We start from the raw sequence: 21,653 nt of genomic DNA on the forward strand, positions 1-21,653 counted from the left end.
CGAAGTCAGAATTACAAGGTGCAACTAAAAGGCTCAATTTTTTATAAATTTGGAGCTATTTTTGCAACCTTTGTAGCAATGCCCATCATGATTAAGTATTTGGGTGTTGAGCAGTTCGGTGTTTGGTCTACCATGCTTACGCTTGTTAATTGGGTCATGCTTTTTGATTTGGGTATTGGTAATGGTTTGAAGAATAAAATATTGGAGGGGCTTGCCAAGAATGAAGGTAAGGAAGTTGTAAGCTATATCTCTACGGCCTACGTATTAATAGGCTTGGTATCTTTTGTTTTCTTTGCTTTTTTTGCTTTTGCTAGTTTTCATATATCATGGCGTGAGGTATTTAACTCGGCCTCCATGAGTGAAGGCGAGTTGAGGTATTCTGTTATAATTTTGAGCTTTTTCGTTTTTTTTAACTTCTGGATGAGTCTAGTTAATCAGGTATATCATGGCCTGCAAATGTCGTCTTTTGTTGCGCTAGGCCAGTTTTTATCGAATGGGTTGGCATTGTTGTTTGTGGCGTTGCTGTACCGTTTTTGTGGGGCTTCCCTTATAAAAATGGTTCTGGTGTATGGCTCGGCTCTAGTGATTTCCAATGGGGCGTTGAGTTTTTTTATTTTTAAGTCAAATGCGGAAGTAAGGCCATCTATAGCGGGCTTTGATACAAGGAAAATAAGTCCTTTATTGTCGTTGGGTGGTAAGTTTTTTGTCATACAGATTTCCATGCTTTTAATATTTATGACGGATAAAATAATTATAACTCAGTTGCTTGGGCCTAAGCAGGTTACACCTTACGATGTTGTCTTTAAACTTTTTAGTGTTTTCACTATTTTTCATAGTTTGATACTCTTACCTATTTGGTCTGCATATTCCAATGCTTATGCTCAGGGCGATTTTGTCTGGATAAGAGATGCGTTAAAAAAGCAGATAAAGATAGCTTTTTTTATTTTCTTGGGTGCTGGTTTTATGGCGTTTATAGGGCCATTTATCGTAAGGGTTTGGGTTGGAAAGAATTTAGAGGTTAGTAATTCGCTTTATTTGTTTTTTTGGGGGTTTGTGGGTGTTTCTGTTTGGAGTAATGTTTTTGCTTATTTTGTGAATGCAGTTAATGAAATAAATTTGCAGATTGTAACTTCGGTTGTTGCTGCGATAATTAATGTTCCCATGTCAATATACTTTGTTTCTTATTTGGGGCTTGGGCTTGGAGGCGTTGTGTTAGCGACGACGCTAAGTCTATCAATTTTTGGTTTGGTTGGACCTGTCCAGGTTTTAAATATTATAAGGCATAGGTTGTAAATGGATAATCTTGTATCAATATTGGTGCCTGTATACAATCGTGAGCATTTTATTGCTGAAACACTACATTCTGCACTATCTCAGACGTATAAAAATATTGAATTGATAGTTGTTGATAATGCTAGCCAGGATGATACTTGGCGAGTGATTCTGGATTTTGCCGCTAAAGATAGTCGTGTCAAAGCTTTTCGAAATGAAACCAATATAGGGCCCGTAAAAAATTGGAAGCGATGTATTGAGAAGGCCAGCGGTTTTTATGGGAAAATTTTGTGGTCTGATGATCTCATTTCACCAAACTACCTTGCGAAGTGTTTGCCGCTGTTTGATGAAGAAACGGCTTTTGTATACTCTGGAGTGAAGATTTTTACGGATAGTCCAGAAGATGGTGACGCTTGCTACTTTATTGGAAATACAGGATTAAGAAAATCTTCTGAATATATAACTAGGGCGCTGATTGATAATAATGTACCTGTTTCGCCTGGATGTGCTGTTTTTCGCTTAGATGATTTGAAAAAAAATCTTTTAGTCGATATAGAAAATAGAGTTAATAGTGATTTTTCCATGCATGCCATTGGCAATGACCTGCTTCTTTTCCTGTTAACTGCAAAGGATTACAAAAAATTTGGCTTTGTGGCAGAGGCTCTTTCGTTTTTTAGAGCGCATCCGGGTTCAATCACTATATCATCTGTCGATGGTAAGCTCCCGTTGCACTATATGTTGGTAAGGGCTTATTTTGCTGAACGTTTCAAAAATGACATGATTGATCAGGTTGCGGCTAATGCTTGGTTCTTGCTCAAGAAATATCCGTCGCACAGCTCTTTTGGTATAAATGACCTCAGTGACTTCTTTTGTGACGATGTAAAAATTAATTACAATTTTTTTGCTTTATCCCTGATTAAACGGTTGGTTTGGATGCCTGTCCGAGTAGCCAGAAAAATATTCCGTATGCTGGAAGGAAAAAAATGAAAAAAGCCCTCATCACCGGTGTCACCGGCCAGGATGGTTCCTACCTTGCTGAGTTCTTGCTGGAGAAAGGTTATCAGGTACATGGCATCAAGCGCCGTGCCTCTCTGTTCAACACCCAGCGGGTGGACCACATCTATCAGGATCCACACGTTGCGCAGCAGAATTTTGTGCTGCACTACGGTGATTTGACTGATTCCTCCAACCTCACCCGCATCCTGCAGGAAGTTCAGCCTGACGAAGTATATAACCTAGGTGCGCAGTCCCATGTGGCTGTGAGCTTTGAGTCACCAGAATATACTGCAGATGTTGATGCTATGGGGACATTGAGGTTGCTTGAAGCGATCCGTTTTCTCGGGCTTGAGAAGAAGACCAGGTTCTATCAGGCTTCCACTTCCGAGTTGTATGGTCTGGTCCAGGAAACCCCCCAGAAGGAAACCACACCCTTTTACCCGCGTTCACCCTATGCGGTGGCCAAGCTTTATGCCTACTGGATCACTGTCAATTACCGTGAGGCCTATGGCATGTATGCCTGCAACGGTATTCTGTTTAACCATGAATCCCCGCGCCGCGGAGAGACCTTTGTCACTCGCAAAATCACACGTGGCCTAGCCAACATTGCTCAAGGCTCGGAGAGTTGTCTTTACATGGGTAATCTGGACGCGCTGCGGGATTGGGGACATGCCAAGGACTACGTACGCATGCAGTGGATGATGCTGCAACAGGAACAACCGGAAGATTTTGTCATAGCCACGGGTGTGCAGTATTCCGTGCGTCAGTTCATTGTATGGTCTGCCAAAGAACTGGGCATCACACTGCGCTTTGTAGGTGAGGGCGTTGACGAGGTCGCGGTCATCGAGGCCATTGAGGGCGACAAGGCACCGGCATTGAAGGTAGGTGATGTTATTGTTCGCGTGGATCCTCGTTATTTTCGCCCGGCCGAAGTAGAAACTTTGCTGGGTGATCCAGGCAAGGCGAAAGAAAAATTAGGCTGGGTGCCGGAGATCACTGTGCAGGAAATGTGTGCAGAAATGGTAGCTGAAGATTTGAAAACAGCAGAGCGCCATGCTCTGCTGAAAAAACACGGTTATGAAATTCCGGTATCAGTAGAGAATTGATCAGCGATGGAAAAACAAAGAATCTTTATTGCTGGCCATAACGGCATGGTGGGCTCTGCGTTATTGCGCCAGCTTCAGGACCAGTCAGATGTGGAGCTTGTCACTCGTAGTCGCGCCGAGCTGAATCTACTGGATCAGACCGCCGTTCAGCAGTTTTTCCAGCAGGAACAGATCGATCAGGTTTATTTGGCTGCTGCCAAAGTGGGTGGCATTTATGCTAATAATACCTATCCGGCAGAGTTTATCTACGAAAACCTGATGATCGAAGCCAACATCATTCATTCGGCGCATCAGGCTGATGTCCAGCGCTTGCTATTCTTGGGTTCATCTTGCATTTACCCCAAACTGGCTGAGCAACCGATGACCGAAACGGCGCTGCTGACTGGTGCGCTGGAACCCACCAACGAGCCCTATGCCATCGCCAAGATTGCTGGCATCAAGCTCTGTGAAAGTTATAACCGTCAGTATGGAAGAGACTATCGCAGTGTCATGCCAACCAACCTTTACGGTCCGAATGACAATTTCCATCCTGAAAATAGCCATGTCATTCCTGCCATGATGCAGCGCTTCCATGACGCCAGGATGGTTTGTGCGGATCAGGTCGTGGTCTGGGGTAGCGGCAAACCCAGGCGCGAGTTTCTGCATGTGGATGACATGGCCGCTGCCAGCGTGCATGTAATGAATTTGGACGTGACAACCTACGAGGCCAACACGCAGCCGATGTTGTCTCATATCAACGTGGGTACCGGGTTGGACTGCACCATTCGCGAACTGGCTGAAGCCATGCAACGCGTCGTTGGTTTTGAGGGTGAGTTGGTGTTTGACGCCAGTAAACCTGATGGCGCTCCCCGCAAACTGATGGATGTATCGCGCCTGAAATCACTAGGGTGGAAGGCTAGCATTACGCTGGAAGCTGGTTTGCGGCAAACCTACCATTGGTTTCTCGCCCACAAGGAGCAACTGCGTGGCTGAACGATCAGCTTGGCTGGATGCCGCCACTTTTAAAACTGTGGTGTCGTCGACGCCTCTGGTCTCTATCGACTTCTTGGTTGAGAATGAGCGGGGTGAGTATCTGCTGGGGCGACGTAAGAATCGCCCGGCTCAGGGAAATTGGTTTGTGCCTGGCGGGCGTGTTCGGAAAAACGAGTCCTTGGATATTGCCTTTAAGCGCCTTACAGGCACGGAACTGGGTGTTGAGTTGGAAAGGACCTCTGCTGAGTTCAAAGGGGTGTATGAGCATTTTTATCGGGATTCGATTTTTGGGTTGCAAGTATCCACTCACTATATTGTGATGGCTTATAAGGTGCGTTTGCATTCCGATTTTATTCAGCTGGATGTAAACCAGCATGAAAATATGCTCTTGGTCAAACCCGAACACCTTGAGCAGTATGATGTCCACCGTCATACCCTTGATTATTTTTATGGGACGCTTTGAATAACCTTCTTATGAAAACCCCCGACTACTCCACCACCCGCCACCTAACGCCCGAAAAGCCAGCTTGTTTTGATACCTCGCAAGCTGGGCTGACAACTTTGCAGAAGATCCCGGATCATGATGGCAAGATTGCCGAAGGCGGTCTGCGGCTGCAAGGGCAGTTCAAAGTGAGTTTAAATGAAAAGCCGCTGATCACTGTTGTGACCGTGGTTTACAATGGCGCTGATTGCCTGGAAGGCACGATCAAAAGTGTGATCGAACAGCGCTATGACAATGTGGAGTACATCATTGTTGATGGAGGGTCCACTGATGGCACTCTCGATATTGTCAGGAAATATGAGCATGCCATCGACTATTGGGTGAGTGAGCCGGATAAAGGGATTTATGATGCGATGAATAAAGGGATTGATCTTGGGAGCGGGCAATGGATCAATTTTATGAACGCCGGAGATTATTTTTTTGATATTGATATTTTGTGTAAAATTTTCAGAAATTCGGCAGTGGTCAGTGGTGCTGATGTAATATATGGTGATCATGAAGTTAGATACCCTAACAAAACTAAAATCGTTAAAGCTGGTAGGATTGAGAAGCTATGGAAAGGAAGTCAGTTTTGCCATCAGTCTGTGCTGGTGAATCTAAATCAACATAAAAAAAACAAGTTCAATATCTGTAAAAAAATGGCAGCGGATTTCGAATTTTTCTATGAATCAAGTAGGAATGGTTCGTTAATGCGTCATGTGGCTTGTGTTATTTCTAAAATTAGCTCAGGTGGCGTTTCTGATGTGAGGAGGATTGATTCTATATTGGAATGGTGGATTGTTGTTGACAAAAAAACAGTTGTTAATTTATTTTATATTTTTAGAATTATTGGTGAGATGTTAAAGGGCGGTGTAAAAAAATACCTTCGAAAATAATTTAGGGCTGAATTAGTGGCTGCATTTCTAATATAGTCGGCATGGCCTTGGTCGATTCAGACTGAACTGCTTCGCGAAGCTACTCTGGTCATTTTCAGAACATGTTCGAGTCTGCCCGCTAACTGTGGCTAAGAAGTAATCGTTTGTTGATCGGATTTCGGTATTCGGGAAATGTAAGCCTCCAAGCGAGTATGCAGGGGTGATATCGAGAACGGAGCTAACGGGCCTGTCTCTTCAGAAGAGCCAAGCCTCGATAGAGGTCATGGCAAACGCCAAAGCCAGAGCAGTGCGATCGGAGCGCAGATCCCCCCCCTTTTTGTAACCATCCCTGAAATTGGCGAATACGAAATTAGGGTTCTCCGGCCTACAATGAGGTAAACGGAGAACGACATGAAGCAAATCATGATACAGCGAGTCACAGATCGTCAGGACCCTTAAAATCAGGAGTGTGTTGACTATTTGCCGGCTTGCGTTATGTTGTTGAACCGAAGCATCTTCGACGAAGTCGGCGTGATGCGCGAGCGCTATTTTGTCTAGTGCGACGATACGGACTTCGTCTGGCATATGCACCACCGCGGTGTGCGCATACGCTTTGAACTAACGTAACTGTTCTTCAGAAGGTTAGCATGCCGACGGTTAGAGTGTGCTCGCCGTTTACGGTGTACTTTCCGGATCGTAAACGCATTTAGCTTATCCGGAAAGATCTTCATGGACTCAAAAAAATCATTTGCTCTCCTCTACGTCATGGCAACAAGGTTGATACGAGCGTTGCTTCTATCGAAAAATGTCTTCCAAATGGATTGGGTAGGCGTTCGGGATTGGTTTAATCTTCAGTTGCATGATGAAAGAAATCATTAAGCCAGCTATGCATTTTGCTTTCGTCCAGGTTAAGGCCTTCGGTGATCTTACTGTAACAGCGACAATATTACGCAACCTGCCGCAGGAGTCGCTGGCGCGCTGCAAAATCGTCGTTGCTCCCCATTTAGTCGAATTGGTGAATGCTCTCGCGCCCGTATGCGATGTAGAGGTGCTAGATCTGATCGATCGCCGATTGCCAGCACTTTTTGATCTCAAAAAGCGTGGTTTGTTTGCAGGTGCGCGCAGCGCTCTGTCGCTCCGGCGATCCTTGGCCAAAGCTGCCCCACAGGCTACCTTCGTTATGCCAAGTGCTCGATTACGTGAACACTTTATAGTTGGCCGGCGCTCGTCTCTGATCCTTCCCAAGGCATCGAATGTTTATGTTGCTCATGAGCAGTTTATCAATCAGCAATTTGGTGCTATTGGATGTTTACCTAAACACCACAAAACCATACAGTCATCGCGTATTGCATTGTGCCCCTTCAGTCGGGTCTCGGCGAAAAATATTCCTTGGGATCTCGTCGTAGAACTGGCTGATGCGTGCAGCAGGAAAGGTTTTGAAGTCGAACTTTTATTGCTTGAAGGGGAGGACGTTGCCAACCCTGAAGGCCTTCGGGCGCGGGTCATTCCTCGCCGTTTTGACGCTTTGGCGGCGGCACTATCAACATATTCAGGGGTGGTTTCTGCCGATAGTCTACCTGCCCACTTGGGTGAGTATTGCAATATACCTTCATTCGTAGTGTCGCCTGTGCCGAATTGCTATTGGCTCCCTGCACATGCTTTCAAAAGTGAGCACTGGGGGGTGTTCAATCGGCGAGTAGAACTACATGAGCGCCTTATAGAGTTCCTTTGTGCCGCCAAACGATGAGCTCTTTAAGGCTCTTCTTTTTTTTCTTTTTAGATCAGAGAATGAGTGAAGTCGTTCCTGGTCATTTATTTTTTGCACTAGTTAAATCTAATTGACCAGATGTGACTCCAATAGAAGGAATAGGGGGCGAAAAATATTCAGTTGATTTTAATTTTTCGATTTTGACGATAATCATGAGACTGGGATTTACGAAGAAAAATGTCGTTTTCTGGATCTTATTATAGATAATAAGCAAGTGCTACAGTTTTTGCTTGAAAACAACGAAGTTAGCCCGCATTAGTCTATAGTTATATTGGTGTCGTTTGGAAGTCTAGGAATATAAAATGCCTTCTTGTTGTTGAGCTTAAGAATTAAGAATAGACCTTAAAATTCGGGCTTTTTCTGAGTCTCAATTTATGCGATTGTGGTAAAGATATGAGTTTAAATAAAACTGTAGCTATATTATTTGTTTATTTTAGCTTTTTCCCGTGGGTTGGATTTGGTATTTTGAATATGGATATTCAGCCGTACTATATTATTTTCGGAATAATGTTTCTTTTTCTGAATATTAATTTTGGTATTCCGAAGTGGTTATATGTTTTGGCTATTCCTGGGGTGCTATCAATTATTGTTGCTGTAGCCTACGGAAAGTTCGATTTTATTACCGCAAGAGCAGTTGCTAGTTACCTTTCTGTTTTTGTGGCGGCAGCATCTTTCTTTATATGTAAAAAGAAGTATTTTGGCGAGAGCTTAAAGACTCATCTTTACTTGATAAATTGCGTTTGGATTTTCGCGGGCGTATTGCAAATGGCGTTGGGTCCATATGTTCTTGATTTTCTGGTTCACGTAAGAACCACTCAAGGGCGCGGAGTTACGGGCTTGGCGCCAGAGCCAACTTATTATGGGTTGTTTTTAATATTTATATCTATTTTGATAGCAAAAGAATATGGTTATAGAGTTTTGAGATTGAAGCCGTTATTCTTCATCGTGATTAATATATTTTTTGTGGTTTTGGTTGCCAAGTCTTCGATGTCAATAATGTTGATTGTAGCAATGGCTATCCTTTATGCTGTGTCAAATTTTTTCAAAATCAAAAAAAATGTCAGCATGCTCGTGATTTCTGTTCTGGTTTTAGGTGTTTTGTCACCATTCCTTCAAAATTTGAGAGATTCCCGCGTTGGAAAGATCGAAAAGCTGTTTTTGAAAGGACCGATTACTTTAATTCATGCTGATGCTAGTGCTAATCAACGGTTAAGAAATGTAGTTTATCCGTTTTACGGAGCTGCAGAAGATGGATTTATTCCGCATGGATATCACCGGTTTTCTGATACTACGAAAAAACTAGATCAAAAGTTTGATAATTTTTTCTGGTGGGGAGAGGCAGAGAATAAGATAATGTCAGGTTTAGGTGCAGCAATCTATGAGCTAGGTTTTATCGGATTTTTCTACTTCTTGGCAATATTCAGTTCGACGAGAAAAATCAAGCCTTTTCGGCTGGCTTTTTTTGAAGCTTCAACTCTCATAATGCTAATGACAACGGCGATACCGCTGTCGTTTCCTTTGTTCCCATTTATACTGGCAGCAAACGAATAATGCTTAAGGAAGCTCCTGCTAAATCCACCATTAGACTTGGCTAGGTAAATTGTGCAACGGCTCATTACGCTCAGGAGGGGTAGAATGAAGCAGTGGTGCTTTCCCCTCGCTAAATCAGTCGGCAATATGTAGAGCTTGGTTATGCTGGTATTAGCGATGGGTAATTTCATTGCTGAAAAAGAGTTGTTTGAGCAATCTGTTAAAGATGCTGAGGTTCTGGCTCAGCAAGACAGGCTAGGTACTTTTTTGCATTGCGCCTACTTGTGACGAAACGGATTACGGCTATATCCAGAGGGGTATGAAGTTGCCGTGCAACGGTTATGCTTTGGTGCTTTTTGTGGAGAAACCCAACTTTGAAACCGCAGAGGAATATTTTTAATCTGGTGATTATTACTGAAACTGCGGAATGTTTATGCCCAAGGTCAGCGTGTAACTGGGCGCCTTGTGTGAACACGGTGCCAATATGCTGAATACCTGCCTGATGCCTTCGAAACTGATACAAGGCTTCGGCGTTATTTAAGTGGAGGCATTGGCTTTAGGTGACTGCCCGAAAGGTTTCATTTACTATGCCGCGTTGGAAGAAACTGCGATTCCGGAAGATGCCAGCGAGAATGATTCGCAGGGTGATGACTGTAGCGAGGATGTGCAGGTAATGAACTCTCATTACAGTTTGATTTGCGCTGAACATGGGTTTATGACTACGTTGCGTGCGGATGATCTAGTGGTGGTGGAAACCAAGGATGCGGTGTTGATCGCACGCAGTAATAGGTTGCCGTATGTTAAAAGAGTGGTGGAAGCCATCTGGAGCAGTGGCCGTCATGAGCTTTAAATCATAGTGAAGCGTATAGAGCTTGGGCGAGAATATGACACCTCCAAGAACGAACCTGCAAAATGCATGACTGTCAAACTGGGTGACAAGCTTTCGTTACAGATACACTACGACCGAGTTGAGTACGGGGTGGTGATCATCCTACGGTTAGGATCACCAATGGTGTCAAGGCCTTCCTGGTGACCTAAAGCGAACCGACCTTCATACCCACTGGTGAAGCCCATTCCCTAGAAAGATTCCTCTGGAATTGATTGAAGTTCAGCCCGGCAGTTATCAGGGCAAAGATGACGTTTTGCGCTTTGGCAATCAGTGTGGCCGAGCCCGAGGATAGAACTTGAAGATCTCATTGATTACTGTGTCCTACAATAGTGAAGCGACGATCAGAACAACTTTGGATTCCGTGGTTGCCCAGCATTACCCGGACCTGGAATATATCATTATTGATGGCGGCTCGAACGACGGAACGCTGCGAGTCATTCGGGACTATCCTGAGCTGGTAACGGAATGCATTTCTGAGCCGGACCAGGGGATTTACGATGCCATGAACAAGGGCGTGGAAAGTGCAACGGGTGAGGTTATCGGCATTCTGAACTCGGATGATTTTTACTTGAATGGGGATGTGCTCAGAGAGGTGGCGTCCATCTTTGCGGCGAACCCCGCAACGGAGGTAGTGCTGGGTGATGTCGATTTTGTTCGCGAGGATAACCTGAACCGGCCGATACGTGCCTACAGGGCAGGAAAGTTTAAACCCTGGATGTTTCGCTTTGGCTTGATGCCGCCTCACCCAGCTGTTTTTGTGCGTAAATCGGCGTATGCGCGTGTCGGACTTTACAAGCTTGGCTATAAAATTGCGGCTGACTTTGATTTTCTCGTCCGCTTGTTGTTGGTGGATGGCGCCCAATATCATCTAGCCCATAAGACCTGGGTCAGAATGCGTACCGGAGGTGCGAGTACTGCGGGCTGGAGAAGTAACCAGGTAATCACGGCTGAGATGAAACGCTCATTAAGCGAGAATGGAGTTCATGCCAGCTCTATTTTGCTGATGTGCCGTCTGCCTTATAAGCTCGTTACTCAGGTGCTGGCTATCAAAAGAGGCGGCTGATTTCTATTGAATATATAAGCTGGTTGATTATTCACCTCTATTTATCGCTCACCTCCGATTGGCAGTCTTTATCATGCGTGTTTTGCTGACAGGTGCTTCTGGTTTTTTGGGTCGAAGACTGTCTCTGTATCTGTGCGAGCAGAAAAGGTTTGAATTAACCAGTGCTGTAAGGTTTGAGGCAGTCAAAGCACATGGTCGTAAGGTGGCGGTTGCAGGGATTGACGCTGCGACTGATTGGTTCGATGCTTTGGCTGGGCAGCACGTTGTGATTCACGCCGCAGCCCGCGCTCACGTCATGAAAGATAAAGTCGCCGACCCTCTGGTTGAATACCGAAAGGTCAATGTTGATGGCACTCTCAACCTTGCTCGTCAGGCCGCCGAAGCCGGTGTCAAGCGCTTTATCTTCATCAGTTCCATTAAGGTCAACGGTGAGCAGACGCCTTTGGGTAAGCCGTTCACGGCAGCCGATACGCCAGCCCCTGAAGACTCCTACGGCATTTCCAAGTGGGAAGCCGAGCAAGGGCTTCAGGAACTGGCGGCTGAAAGCGGAATGGAGGTGGTAATTATTCGCCCCCCGCTCGTGTATGGGCCGGAGGTGAAGGGTAACTTTGCCAGCATGATCCGGCTGCTTGAATACGGCCTGCCCCTGCCACTTGGCGCCATCCACAACCGGCGTTCCCTGGTGGCGCTGGATAATCTGGTTGATCTGATTATGACTTGTATTGATCATCCGGCGGCCGCCAATCAGGTGTTTCTGGCCGGAGATGGGCAGGATCTTTCCACCACGGAGCTGCTGCGCGCGGTGGCTAAAGCCAGGGGAAAGGCGCTCTGTCTCGTGCCTGTGCCCGCCGTGCTGTTGATGCTGGGTGCAACGGTGCTTGGTAAAAGGGCGGTTGCACAGCGGCTGCTCGGCTCTTTACAGGTGGATATCACCAAGGCCTGTAACGTGTTGGGCTGGCAGCCGCCTGTATCGGTGGAAGAGGGGTTGAGGCGATGTTTTCCAAAGTAATCGCACTAGCCCGCAAGCAGGGCGTCAATAGGAGTATCTGAGTTGATCCGCGTGTTTGATATTGTTTTTTCACTCCTGGGATTGGTGTTCGGCTTTCCGGTATTGTTGCTGCTGATGATTATCGGTTTCTTTGATACCGGTTCGCCTCTCTTCTGGCAGGAGCGGGTAGGGCGTCACAAAAAACCGTTCACGCTGGTGAAGTTCCGCACCATGAGAAGGGATACCGCCTCAGTAGCCAGCCATCTGGCCAGCGCCGACGCCATTACGCCGTTTGGCAGTTTCCTGCGTCGCACGAAACTGGATGAGCTGCCCCAGTTGTGGAATGTGCTGAAGGGTGAGATGAGCCTGGTCGGCCCTCGTCCCAGCCTGTTCAATCAGAAGGAGTTGATTGACGAGCGCGATCAGCGCGGCGTGCTCGCCGCCCGTCCAGGCATTACCGGGCTAGCGCAGGTGAATGATATTGATATGTCTGAGCCAAAACGGCTGGCCGAAACCGACCAGCAGATGTTGCAAGGTCTGACAGTGGGGGCGTACTTCAGGTACATCTTAATGACTGTCGCCGGTAAGGGGGCTGGCGATCGAGTGGCTCGCCCCAAATGATCGGCTTTTCGGGGGTTGTCTCTGCGATAACTGGTTGCTCAAGCGACTATGCCAAAAAGTTGATTGAACGCAAAATGAGCAGCCTGAAGATCAAGTCAGTTATTGTGGCGTTTCCTCGCTGAAGTGGGTGGTTTGAAAAATAACCACTGCGACTAGAACTCCCTTCCTGGCGGGAAGGCAATATCCATTGTCCATTATGCTTACCAGCAACTAAAATAAGGCACACATTTTTTACCAAGGATTTGGTCCACCATGGGTTCGGTATTCAGTCGATTCTTGGATCTGCCAAGATTCCATAAGCGCGTCATTTCGGTGTTTGCTGACACTTTTCTGCTCTCCTTGGCACTCTGGTTGGCATTTTCTTTGCGATTGGATCAGTTATATGTCCCCCAGGGATGGCAGTCGTATTTTGTGTTTGGTACAACGGTTGCGATTACGATTTTTGCCTTTATCAGGTTGGGGCTTTACAGGGCCATCATTCGATATCTGAGTAATCAGGCGGTTATGAGTGTGATAGCCGCTGTCGGTTTTTCGACCCTGTCTTTGATGGCCCTTGGGTTCTTGCTGCACGTCTTTGTCCCCCGATCTGTACCTATTATCTATTTTGCCATCGCGCTGATCTTTACCGGGGGCTCCAGGATTCTTGTAAGATCGTGGGTATTTCTGATTAATCAGAAACCTAAGGGTAAAATTCTTATTTACGGCGCTGGAGAAACCGGCAGGCAATTGGCCTCCGCCCTTGCAAATGGCGGGGAGTTTCAGGCTGTAGGCTTCGTTGATGATGATGACGCCAAGCACGGCAGTATTATCAATGGTTTGAAAGTCTACGCACCTTCCCAAATAGCCAGATTGATTGAGAAGAAAGGTATCCACCGGGTGTTGCTCGCGCTGGGCAATGCTCCACATGCCCAGCGCAGTCAGATACTGCACTTTCTTGAACCTTTGGGTATTGCGGTGCAGACAGTGCCCGACTTCGCAGAGATCTTGGCTGGGAAGGCCCGCATCAGCGAAGTGCGGGACCTGGACGTTGAGGATCTGCTTGGGCGCGATCCGGTGGTGCCGGATACTGATCTATTACAATCCTCTATCGCTGGCAAAACGGTAATGGTGACCGGTGCAGGAGGCTCTATTGGTTCTGAACTTTGTCGCCAGATCGTGCGCCAGCGGCCCAAGGTTCTGGTTCTTCTGGAACTGTCCGAGTATGGGCTCTATGCGCTAGAGAGAGAGATGCTGGCGCTTTTGGCTGCAGAGTCATTGGATGTGGAAATCCGCCCTATCCTGGGTTCTGTGCAGAAGGAACACCGTCTTGAAGTGATTATGCGAACTTTTAAGATCGATACCGTCTATCATGCGGCAGCCTACAAGCATGTGCCCATGGTAGAGCACAACGTCGTTGAAGGAGTTCGTAACAATGTGTTCGGTACCTGGTATGCGGCCGAGGCGGCGATTCGGGCCGGCGTTAAGACTTTTGTATTGATCTCGACAGATAAAGCCGTACGTCCGACCAATGTGATGGGTGCCAGCAAAAGGATGGCGGAACTGGTCCTTCAGGGGCTTGCGTTACGTCAGGATAAAACCCGTTTCTGTATGGTGCGTTTTGGCAATGTGCTGGGTTCCTCAGGATCGGTTGTTCCTCTTTTTCGTGAGCAGATTCGGCAGGGTGGACCGGTTACGGTGACCCATCCCGATATCTACCGGTTCTTTATGACCATTCCGGAAGCGGCGCAACTGGTGATTCAGGCCAGTAGTATTGCTAAAGGGGGCGAAGTCTTTGTGTTGGATATGGGGCAGCATGTGCGTATTTCCGAATTGGCCCAGAAAATGATTCGCTTAATGGGTTATGAAGTAAAGGACTCGGAACATCCTGATGGCGATATTGAGATCGTCTATACCGGATTGCGCCCCGGAGAAAAGCTTTATGAAGAGCTGCTGATTGGCAATGATCCCCAGGGGACGGAGCATCCTCGCATTATGAAGGCCAGGGAGCGCTATATGGAATGGGATGATATTGCCGGGTTGCTCAAAGAGCTGGATGGGGCCTGTCATGTTTTCGATTGCGAACAGGTTAGAGCGTTACTCCTTGCGGCCCCTACTGACTTTTCACCTTCCTCGGAAATGGAAGATCTGGTCTGGAAGCAGACGACGGCTTCGGCCGGTTTCGTCGAAGGGCAGTTCAGTGAGACTGCCAGTAAAGTGACGCCCATCCCGGGGCTATCGCGCCACCACTAACACTCTTGTTTACCTGGAGCGGTTTTTGCTCCAGGGGTATTGAGGATCTTCATGCACGCTATCATCCTTTCTGGTGGTTCAGGGACTCGCCTGTGGCCGCTTTCACGAGAAGCTTATCCCAAACAATTCCTGTCTTTGGTTTCAGCGGAGTCTCTTTTGGCAGAGACTATTGAGCGGGCTAAGGCGATTGATGCTTGTGATCATGTTATCGGCGTCACTAATGAGGAGCATCGCTTTATCGTTGCTGCGCATTTGCAGAAACAATGTGCAGAAATCAACCACGAGATTATTTTGGAACCCGTGGGTCGGAATACTGCGCCGGCCATTGCTCTCGCTGCTTTGATGGCGATGGAATCGAATCCAGACGCGACGTTGCTGGTTATGCCATCCGATCATGTCATCGCCAATACCGAGGCCTTTCACCTAGCGGTGTCTGTTGCTGAGAAGGCTGCCCAGTCAGGCCATCTGGTGACTTTTGGCATCGTTCCTCAAAGTGCTCATACGGGATATGGATACATTCAATCTGAACGGCGCAGTGGTAACTGGTCGCCCGTATCCCAGTTTGTAGAAAAGCCCGATTTGGAAACCGCAGAAAGTTACTTGAACGCGGGTAACTATTACTGGAACAGCGGCATATTCCTCTTTCGGGCAGACCGTTATCTGGAAGAACTCGGGAAATTTCGCCCCGATATCCTGGAATCCTGCCGCCAGGCTTACGCGAATCGTCAGAAGGACCTCGACTTTACTCGGGTCGATGCGGATGCTTTTGCCAGTTGCCCTGAAGAATCCATCGACTATGCCGTCATGGAAAAGACCAGTGACGCTGTTGTCGTACCGCTAGATGCGGGTTGGAGCGATATTGGTTCCTGGACGGCGCTTTGGGAAATTCAAGCGCAAGATGAGCAGGGTAATGTGTTTAAAGGGGATGTGATCGTAGAAGATGTTTATAACTCCTACATTCATTCCGAAGGTCGGCTTATTGCTGCGATTGGACTTCAGGACCATGTGATCGTTGAAACGGACGATGTTGTTCTTGTTGCCGATAAGAACCGGGTGCAGGATGTCAAAAAGCTTGTCGCGCAGGTTAAGGCTCAGGATCGTCTGGAGCACCGGTTTCACAAGCGAGTCCACCGTCCGTGGGGGACCTATGAAGGGATCTCCATGAGTGACCGGTTTCAGGTTAAGCGAATAACGGTGAATCCGGGAGCGAAGCTTTCGTTACAGAAGCATCATCATCGGTCCGAGCACTGGGTTGTCGTTCGTGGTACGGCGCTTGTGACCCGCGGCGATGAGGAAACCTTGCTTACCGAGGATCAGTCCACTTATATTCCGGTCGGTGTTGTTCATCGTCTCTCGAATCCGGGAGTCATTCCTTTGGAGTTGATTGAAGTCCAAACCGGCAGTTATCTTGGTGAAGACGACATCGTGCGCTTCGAGGATACGTATAACCGCTGTTAAATTACGTCCCTTCGGACCGTTTCATTCAAGGAAGAGATCAAGGAGTTGATCATGGAAGACTGGCAAGGATGCCTGGACCCCGTTTGTCAGAATGCCCTTATTCAGGCCAAAACTGAAGTCGATCGCCGAGGTGGTGCCGCAATCTCGGTGGAAGACTTCCTGCTGGAATTGTTGCAGGTCGATAAGGCCCTGGTGCCCTTCCTTTCGCGGTGTGCGGTGGATCAGGACGAATTGGTGCGCACGATCCAGTGCGAGCAGCCACTGACCACTCCGCCCAGCGAGAGCGGCGGGCTGTGCTCTCAACTGGTCTACTGGCTATCCCTCGCGCGAGACCTGTGTGACAGTCCCTGGCTGTCCGTGGCCGATCTACTGAAAGTGATGGTTTACGACGCCGATAGACTGTCGCACAAAGCCTACGTGGCGGTGTTAGAAAAGGTCGGAGAGGTTAACTTTCGTCGCTATCGGGATGGGATGGCTGAGGTAAAGTCTTCCCGTGAGGTAATGACTCGCCCTCTATGCCTGCGTCCCCTTTCGCTTGAGCGCCCTTTCCTGGTGGCCGTGCAAACCGACTGGATCGAGTCTGCGAGGGATTTGTTGGTCAGTATAGGACGACAGAGTTCTGGTTCTATACACTGCCTGTGGGGCGAAGCCGGCAGTGGCTGCTCAAGTCTTATCCGTTATGCGGCAACCTTGGCTGACGCCGTCCCCGATGGCCGTTTAGGACGGGTGGCGTTTCTGGCCCTGGATGTTGAGGTGCTGTCCCGCAGCAATGATCTGGAAGGGCTTTTGGAGGCTGCGGCGGATTATCTCGGTCATGGGGGAATTTCCACCTGCCTGGTGATGGATCCGGGGTGTTCGGCTCTTTGAGCGAAGCAGCCTGGATTGCCGTGGGCCCGACTGTTGAAGGCAGCAGCGCATGGCGCCTTGATCACTGCGACACGGCCACTTCTTGAAGACGTCACTGAACACCGCTGGATTGCTGCTCTCGGTCTGAGGGTGACTCAGCAAGCCGTGCCGGTTACCACCGTCGCTCAGGTGCTGGCTGTGTTGCGCTTACATCAGCCGCGACTGGAAAGGGAGCTGGGTGTTGTCATTCGAGATGCGGCGTTAAGGGCGGCGGCCTGCCTGTCGGTCTCTTTGGATGAGAATATGACTGAAGAGACCGAAAATGCGAACTTGCCGGCACATCCTGGGCGAGCACTGGCGCTGATTGAAGGCGCCGCCACCCGTCTTCAGCTTTGGCGAGGGGCCGGGTGCGCCCAGTTATTGGCGTTGCGCGATCAACTGGAAGACCGGCGCCGTTTTTGCCTGGTGCAGGGCGCTCGGGAACAGGTGCGGGAAGCCGATCAGCATCTGAGACAGTTGGGTGTGGAGTTCGCCGCCTACGAAGCGGATTGGATGGAGCGCCGGGCGAGTGCCGATGAGATGGTCATCGACCGGTCTGCGGTGATTGAGGAGCGTCTTCGTCAGGAGGGCTTGCCTCTTTCTAGTTCGGTTCGACGAGGTAAGATCCGCCTTGTTGAGTACTGACCGGGATGCGGGCGGAAAAGCTTTGCGAAAGCGTGGTTCGATGCGGGGATTGGGGTGAAATGTGCTCGCATTTTCCGTATCTTGAGGAGCTTGATGACTCTATAAATAAGGCCACCATGCACTCGTCTGATATCGAAATCTATATTCGTGACGTCGACATCGAAACCGTTTCCCGCTGGCTGTCAGCACGCTTTGATCGCGTGGATCTGAACATCCGATCGCCCAAGTCTGTGGCAAAGGGGGGGGTCTACCTCGATGATCTCCGCATTCCGGTGACGCTTTTCCCTGAAGCGCACGGGAAGCACTATCTCTGCGTTCTTTTTGAATCGCCTGATGCCCCCTGGGAGGATGATCTTTCCTGCGCGCGGGAGTTGTTCCAGATGCTCGGTAAAGAAGTGCGTTGCAGTACTGGGGGGTGGCAGGAAGGTGAAGACCCGGAAGACGAGTTCTGGTGGCGGATCGATGAGAGCGGCGAAGAGCAGGTTCGCTGGCGTTGAAGAGCCGGCGGACGGGTGAGGTCTGCCGGCATCCGTAGTAAGGTACCGGCTGATGCCGGTACCTTTACTCATTCGCCAATTATGGACACGTTACTGGCTTGCAGGCCCTTGTCCGCTTCAACGACGTCGAAGCGAACCTGTTGGCCCTGTCGCAGAACCCGGCGTCCGTGACCTTGAATGGCGCGGAAGTGGACGAAAATTTCCTCGCCGTTATCCCGCAGAATAAATCCAAACCCTTTTTTAACATTAAACCACTTCACCGTGCCTTCTTCGGTGCCGTCGCCGCTGTTGTCACTGCTTGGCGTGTTGTACGACGTCGCTGCACGACTACGATGGGTACGCGTGCGGTTGGAAGATGCCTTTCGGATCAGCACACTGTTGATCAGCCCTACCAGGAAGAACAGGATGAAGCTCCAAAAGTAGGCAAGGAAACCGGGACCGGATCCCAGTAGGGTGGCGGTATCGGTCCAAATGGAATCAACGTTACCGGCCGTACGGAAGTTGAATAACTCGGGACTGAAACACAACAACAGCGCCGCCAGGATGAAGGGGGCAGGAATGGCGATCAACAGGGCCGCTAAACCGGCTCTAACCATGTTTTGCATGAACAGCTCTCGCTCCGTCTTTTTTATGTCGATGATGAACACAGCTCTAACAAATAGCATCGGCCAATGTCCGTAATCCCCGGGCCTTCGATGGGTATCGAAAGTCTAGGGTTCCAGCCCGCCGTCGACGGATGAAACGTCGAATAAGGGGTCATCGGCTCGATGTAAAGTTACAATAATAACAGAACAGTTCAATGACTGACGAAGGGCTTGAGCAATGAGTGAGAAAGATATCGAAAATAGGCTGATTGAACTGGAGAGTCGGATGGCTTTTCAGGACGATATCATTGCTGTTTTGAATGACCAGGTGGCAGACCAGCAGTTGGAAATCCAAAAACTCTGGGAAGCGAACCGTCTGATGCGTGATCATGTGGAGTCACTGAAATCTTCAGACATCCGCAGTCTGGATGAGGAGGTTCCGCCACCGCACTATTGACGATGAAATAAAACGGCGGCGGGACCGGGAGATTGTTTGCCGGTTAAAGCAGGTTTTCCAGAATGCGCTCGTAAATGGATGACAGTCTATCCAGATCCTCAACCCGGACACATTCGTCGATTTTATGAATAGTGGCGTTGACCGGGCCAAGCTCGACGACTTGGGCGCCGGTCGGTGCAATAAAGCGACCATCGGATGTGCCGCCTGACGTCGACAGTTGGGTTTCCTGGCCTGTGATTTCCCGAATACTGGACACGGCGGCTTCCACCAGTGCTCCTCTGGCGGTCAGGAAGGGCTCGCCGCTCAATTGCCATTGGAGTTCGTAGCGCAATTCGAAACGGTCGAGTATGGCGCTCACCCGTTGTTCCAATTGCTCCGCGGTCACTTCCGTACAGTAACGGAAGTTAAAGTTCACCGACAGCTCGCCGGGAATGACATTGCTGGCGCCGGTGCCCGCGTGGATTTGCGTTACCTGAAACGTCGTTGCCGGAAAGAATTCGTTGCCCTCGTCCCAGACCTCGTCTGTCAGCGCCGCCAGGGCTGGTGCCGCACGATGAATGGGGTTGTCGGCAAGGTGCGGGTAGGCCACATGACCCTGGATACCCTTAATCCGCAGGTGGCCGTGTAGGGAACCCCGCCGGCCGTTTTTAATAACGTCTCCCACCTGATCGCTACTGGAGGGTTCGCCGATCAGGCACCAGTCGATCTTTTCGTTGCGGGCTTCAAGGGTTTCTACCACTTTGACGGTGCCATTGTGGGCCGGGCCCTCTTCATCGCTGGTAAGCAGTAATGCAATGCTGCCGTTAGGTCGTCGGTGAGCGAGAAAACGTTCGCAAGCTGTCACGAAGGCTGCAAGGCTGCCTTTCATATCCGCCGCGCCGCGACCATAGAGGTGACCATCTGCCACTGTAGGCTCGAAAGGTGGGAACGACCACTGGCCCTCAGGTCCCGAGGGTACGACATCGGTATGTCCGGCAAAGGCCAGGACCGGACCGCTATCACCCAAGCGGGCCCATAGATTGTCGACTTCTGCAAAACGCAGGCGCTCAATACGGAAGCCAAGCTTTTCCAGGCGCTGTGCAAGCAGGTCCTGACAGGTGGCATCATCCGGAGTGATGGAAGGGCGGCGAATCAGTTCGCAGGTCAGATCGAAGGTATCCGAGGCGCTGCTCATGGTTTGGGCTTCCTGAAATCGTGGGCAGAGTGCCAAATAGGCATTCCGCCCTTGAAACGGTGCCGCCGGCTATTGCCGATCGGCGCCGTGTTTTAATGGAGGTTCTGCGAATCAGTTGTGACTGTGCAGGATGTCGTTCAGCTCGATGGCCGTCTTGTTGGTTTTGCATTCCACCGCGCCGTTCTGTGAATTACGGCGGAACAGCAGGTCAGGCTTGCCGGCCAGGTCTCGCGCCTTGACGACCTCGACCAGTGCGTTCTTGTCGTCCAACAATGCCACTTTGGTGCCGGCAGTGATATACAGGCCTGCCTCGACAGTACAGCGATCCCCGATAGGAATTCCTATGCCGGCGTTGGCGCCAATAAGGCAGTTCTCGCCGACGGAGATGACAATGTTACCGCCGCCGGACAATGTACCCATGGTCGAACAGCCGCCACCCAGATCGGAGCCGAGACCGATCATCACGCCGGCGGAGACCCGGCCTTCAATCATCGATTTGCCTTCGGTTCCGGCATTAAAGTTGACGAAACCTTCGTGCATGATGGTCGTGCCTTCGCCGATATAGGCGCCGAGGCGTACGCGGGCGGTATCAGCGATACGAACGCCTCCCGGAACCACGTAATCTGTCATCTGGGGGAATTTATCGACGGACTTCACCTCAAGAATACGGTCATTCAGGCGAGCTTGTAGCTGGCGTTGAGGAAGTTCAGCCAGATCGATAGCACCTTCGTTGGTCCAGGCTACATTCGGCAACTGGGCAAAAATGCCATCCAACGCCACACCGTGGGGCTTGACCAGGCGGTGCGAGAGCAGATGTAGCTTCAAATAGACTTCCGGTGTATTGGCGGCCTTTTCGTCGTGTTCAAGCAGTGTAATGACGACAGGGCGCTGGCTTTCCGAAGCCATATCGGCGAGTTTCGCCTGGTCGTCGATCCCGGCATTGCGAAGGCCATCTGCCAGTGCCTTTAACTGCTCGGACGAGACTTCAATGGCTTCGTTGCCGCCACGATAGGGCAGCAGGTTACGAACCACTTCCATCAGGGTGGGATCGGGCAGGTACAGCGGTTTCTGGTAATAAACCTCCAGCCATTCCCGTTTCTGGTTCTGGGTACCGATACCGATGCCGAATGCAAAGCTCATGATGGGTTCTGACTCCCTGTATT

Annotated in this window: 24 protein-coding genes; 20 read left to right on the top strand and 4 right to left on the bottom strand. The window is 49.4% G+C overall.

All coding sequences use genetic code 11. The features are described from left to right. The first annotated feature begins 18 nt into the window (after window positions 1-18). From CLR77_RS08225 to CLR77_RS08250, 6 genes are read left to right on the top strand one after another with little or no spacing between them, the layout of a single operon-like run. The gene (locus CLR77_RS08225) at window positions 19-1,293 is read left to right on the top strand and encodes an oligosaccharide flippase family protein (RefSeq protein WP_143269382.1); all 1,275 of its coding nucleotides are present in this window, start codon (window positions 19-21) and stop codon (window positions 1,291-1,293) included. Then, on the top strand, window positions 1,294-2,259 hold the full coding sequence (locus CLR77_RS08230) for a glycosyltransferase family 2 protein (RefSeq protein ID WP_097460149.1): 966 nt from the start codon (window positions 1,294-1,296) through the stop codon (window positions 2,257-2,259). After that, the gene (gmd, locus tag CLR77_RS08235) at window positions 2,256-3,374 is read left to right on the top strand and encodes a GDP-mannose 4,6-dehydratase (protein WP_097460150.1); all 1,119 of its coding nucleotides are present in this window, start codon (window positions 2,256-2,258) and stop codon (window positions 3,372-3,374) included. The genes CLR77_RS08230 and gmd overlap by 4 nt, the downstream gene beginning before the upstream one ends. A gap of 6 nt (window positions 3,375-3,380) precedes the next feature. Continuing rightward, window positions 3,381-4,346, top strand: coding sequence for a GDP-L-fucose synthase (fcl, locus tag CLR77_RS08240; protein WP_097460151.1), 966 nt, complete (start codon window positions 3,381-3,383; stop codon window positions 4,344-4,346). After that, window positions 4,339-4,809: a GDP-mannose mannosyl hydrolase gene (locus tag CLR77_RS08245; protein ID WP_097460152.1), complete on the top strand. Its 471-nt coding sequence runs from the start codon at window positions 4,339-4,341 to the stop codon at window positions 4,807-4,809. The genes fcl and CLR77_RS08245 overlap by 8 nt, the downstream gene beginning before the upstream one ends. Before the next feature lie 11 nt (window positions 4,810-4,820). Then, window positions 4,821-5,723 (top strand): glycosyltransferase family 2 protein, encoded by a 903-nt coding sequence (locus CLR77_RS08250; RefSeq protein WP_097460153.1) that lies wholly within the window; start codon window positions 4,821-4,823, stop codon window positions 5,721-5,723. A 234-nt stretch (window positions 5,724-5,957) separates the two neighbouring features. On the opposite strand, the gene CLR77_RS08255 is transcribed toward CLR77_RS08250, so the two are convergent. Continuing rightward, window positions 5,958-6,287: a hypothetical protein gene (locus tag CLR77_RS08255; RefSeq protein WP_097460154.1), complete on the bottom strand. Its 330-nt coding sequence runs from the start codon at window positions 6,285-6,287 to the stop codon at window positions 5,958-5,960. 274 nt (window positions 6,288-6,561) lie between these two features. Between CLR77_RS08255 and CLR77_RS08260 the strand changes: the two genes are divergently transcribed. From CLR77_RS08260 to CLR77_RS08315, 13 genes are all read left to right on the top strand, one after another. Beyond that, on the top strand, window positions 6,562-7,449 hold the full coding sequence (locus CLR77_RS08260) for a glycosyltransferase family 9 protein (RefSeq protein WP_097460155.1): 888 nt from the start codon (window positions 6,562-6,564) through the stop codon (window positions 7,447-7,449). Window positions 7,450-7,863: 414 nt separating this feature from the next. Further along, entirely contained in the window at window positions 7,864-9,021 is a 1,158-nt protein-coding gene (locus CLR77_RS08265) for a hypothetical protein (protein WP_143269383.1), read from the top strand. A gap of 141 nt (window positions 9,022-9,162) precedes the next feature. Then, window positions 9,163-9,288, top strand: coding sequence for a hypothetical protein (locus CLR77_RS20440; RefSeq protein WP_264754684.1), 126 nt, complete (start codon window positions 9,163-9,165; stop codon window positions 9,286-9,288). 253 nt (window positions 9,289-9,541) lie between these two features. Next, entirely contained in the window at window positions 9,542-9,850 is a 309-nt protein-coding gene (locus tag CLR77_RS08270; RefSeq protein WP_097460157.1) for a hypothetical protein, read from the top strand. Window positions 9,851-10,085: 235 nt separating this feature from the next. Next, complete coding sequence (locus CLR77_RS20565; protein ID WP_097460158.1) at window positions 10,086-10,181, top strand: hypothetical protein; 96 nt, start codon at window positions 10,086-10,088, stop codon at window positions 10,179-10,181. A 3-nt stretch (window positions 10,182-10,184) separates the two neighbouring features. Beyond that, the gene (locus tag CLR77_RS08280; RefSeq protein ID WP_097460159.1) at window positions 10,185-10,952 is read left to right on the top strand and encodes a glycosyltransferase family 2 protein; all 768 of its coding nucleotides are present in this window, start codon (window positions 10,185-10,187) and stop codon (window positions 10,950-10,952) included. A 73-nt stretch (window positions 10,953-11,025) separates the two neighbouring features. After that, window positions 11,026-11,961: a UDP-glucose 4-epimerase family protein gene (locus CLR77_RS08285; protein WP_097460160.1), complete on the top strand. Its 936-nt coding sequence runs from the start codon at window positions 11,026-11,028 to the stop codon at window positions 11,959-11,961. A 42-nt stretch (window positions 11,962-12,003) separates the two neighbouring features. Continuing rightward, entirely contained in the window at window positions 12,004-12,561 is a 558-nt protein-coding gene (locus tag CLR77_RS08290; protein ID WP_097460161.1) for a sugar transferase, read from the top strand. 252 nt (window positions 12,562-12,813) lie between these two features. Then, complete coding sequence (locus CLR77_RS08295) at window positions 12,814-14,790, top strand: polysaccharide biosynthesis protein (RefSeq protein WP_097460162.1); 1,977 nt, start codon at window positions 12,814-12,816, stop codon at window positions 14,788-14,790. Window positions 14,791-14,841: 51 nt separating this feature from the next. Further along, on the top strand, window positions 14,842-16,248 hold the full coding sequence (locus CLR77_RS08300; RefSeq protein ID WP_097460163.1) for a mannose-1-phosphate guanylyltransferase/mannose-6-phosphate isomerase: 1,407 nt from the start codon (window positions 14,842-14,844) through the stop codon (window positions 16,246-16,248). A 51-nt stretch (window positions 16,249-16,299) separates the two neighbouring features. Then, on the top strand, window positions 16,300-17,115 hold the full coding sequence (locus CLR77_RS08305; protein WP_097460164.1) for a hypothetical protein: 816 nt from the start codon (window positions 16,300-16,302) through the stop codon (window positions 17,113-17,115). Between the two features lie 15 nt (window positions 17,116-17,130). Continuing rightward, window positions 17,131-17,778 carry a hypothetical protein gene (locus CLR77_RS08310; protein WP_143269384.1) on the top strand — a complete coding sequence of 216 codons (648 nt, stop codon included), beginning with the start codon at window positions 17,131-17,133 and terminating at the stop codon, window positions 17,776-17,778. Between the two features lie 116 nt (window positions 17,779-17,894). After that, window positions 17,895-18,275, top strand: coding sequence for a hypothetical protein (locus CLR77_RS08315; RefSeq protein WP_097460166.1), 381 nt, complete (start codon window positions 17,895-17,897; stop codon window positions 18,273-18,275). A gap of 68 nt (window positions 18,276-18,343) precedes the next feature. On the opposite strand, the gene CLR77_RS20505 is transcribed toward CLR77_RS08315, so the two are convergent. Continuing rightward, window positions 18,344-18,880, bottom strand: coding sequence for a cold-shock protein (locus CLR77_RS20505; protein ID WP_097460483.1), 537 nt, complete (start codon window positions 18,878-18,880; stop codon window positions 18,344-18,346). A 217-nt stretch (window positions 18,881-19,097) separates the two neighbouring features. On the opposite strand from CLR77_RS20505, the gene CLR77_RS08325 reads away from it, so the two are divergent. Next, a complete protein-coding gene (locus CLR77_RS08325; protein WP_097460167.1) occupies window positions 19,098-19,316 on the top strand; it encodes a SlyX family protein in 219 nt (72 codons plus the stop codon). Between the two features lie 43 nt (window positions 19,317-19,359). On the opposite strand, the gene dapE is transcribed toward CLR77_RS08325, so the two are convergent. Together dapE and dapD are read right to left on the bottom strand one after the other, a co-directional pair. Further along, a complete protein-coding gene (gene dapE / locus CLR77_RS08330; RefSeq protein WP_097460168.1) occupies window positions 19,360-20,490 on the bottom strand; it encodes a succinyl-diaminopimelate desuccinylase in 1,131 nt (376 codons plus the stop codon). A 111-nt stretch (window positions 20,491-20,601) separates the two neighbouring features. After that, the gene (dapD, locus tag CLR77_RS08335) at window positions 20,602-21,630 is read right to left on the bottom strand and encodes a 2,3,4,5-tetrahydropyridine-2,6-dicarboxylate N-succinyltransferase (protein ID WP_097460169.1); all 1,029 of its coding nucleotides are present in this window, start codon (window positions 21,628-21,630) and stop codon (window positions 20,602-20,604) included. Window positions 21,631-21,653 lie beyond the last annotated feature (23 nt).

The sequence above is a fragment of the Mangrovitalea sediminis genome (assembly GCF_002514725.1).
Classification (GTDB): domain Bacteria; phylum Pseudomonadota; class Gammaproteobacteria; order Pseudomonadales; family Oleiphilaceae; genus Mangrovitalea; species Mangrovitalea sediminis.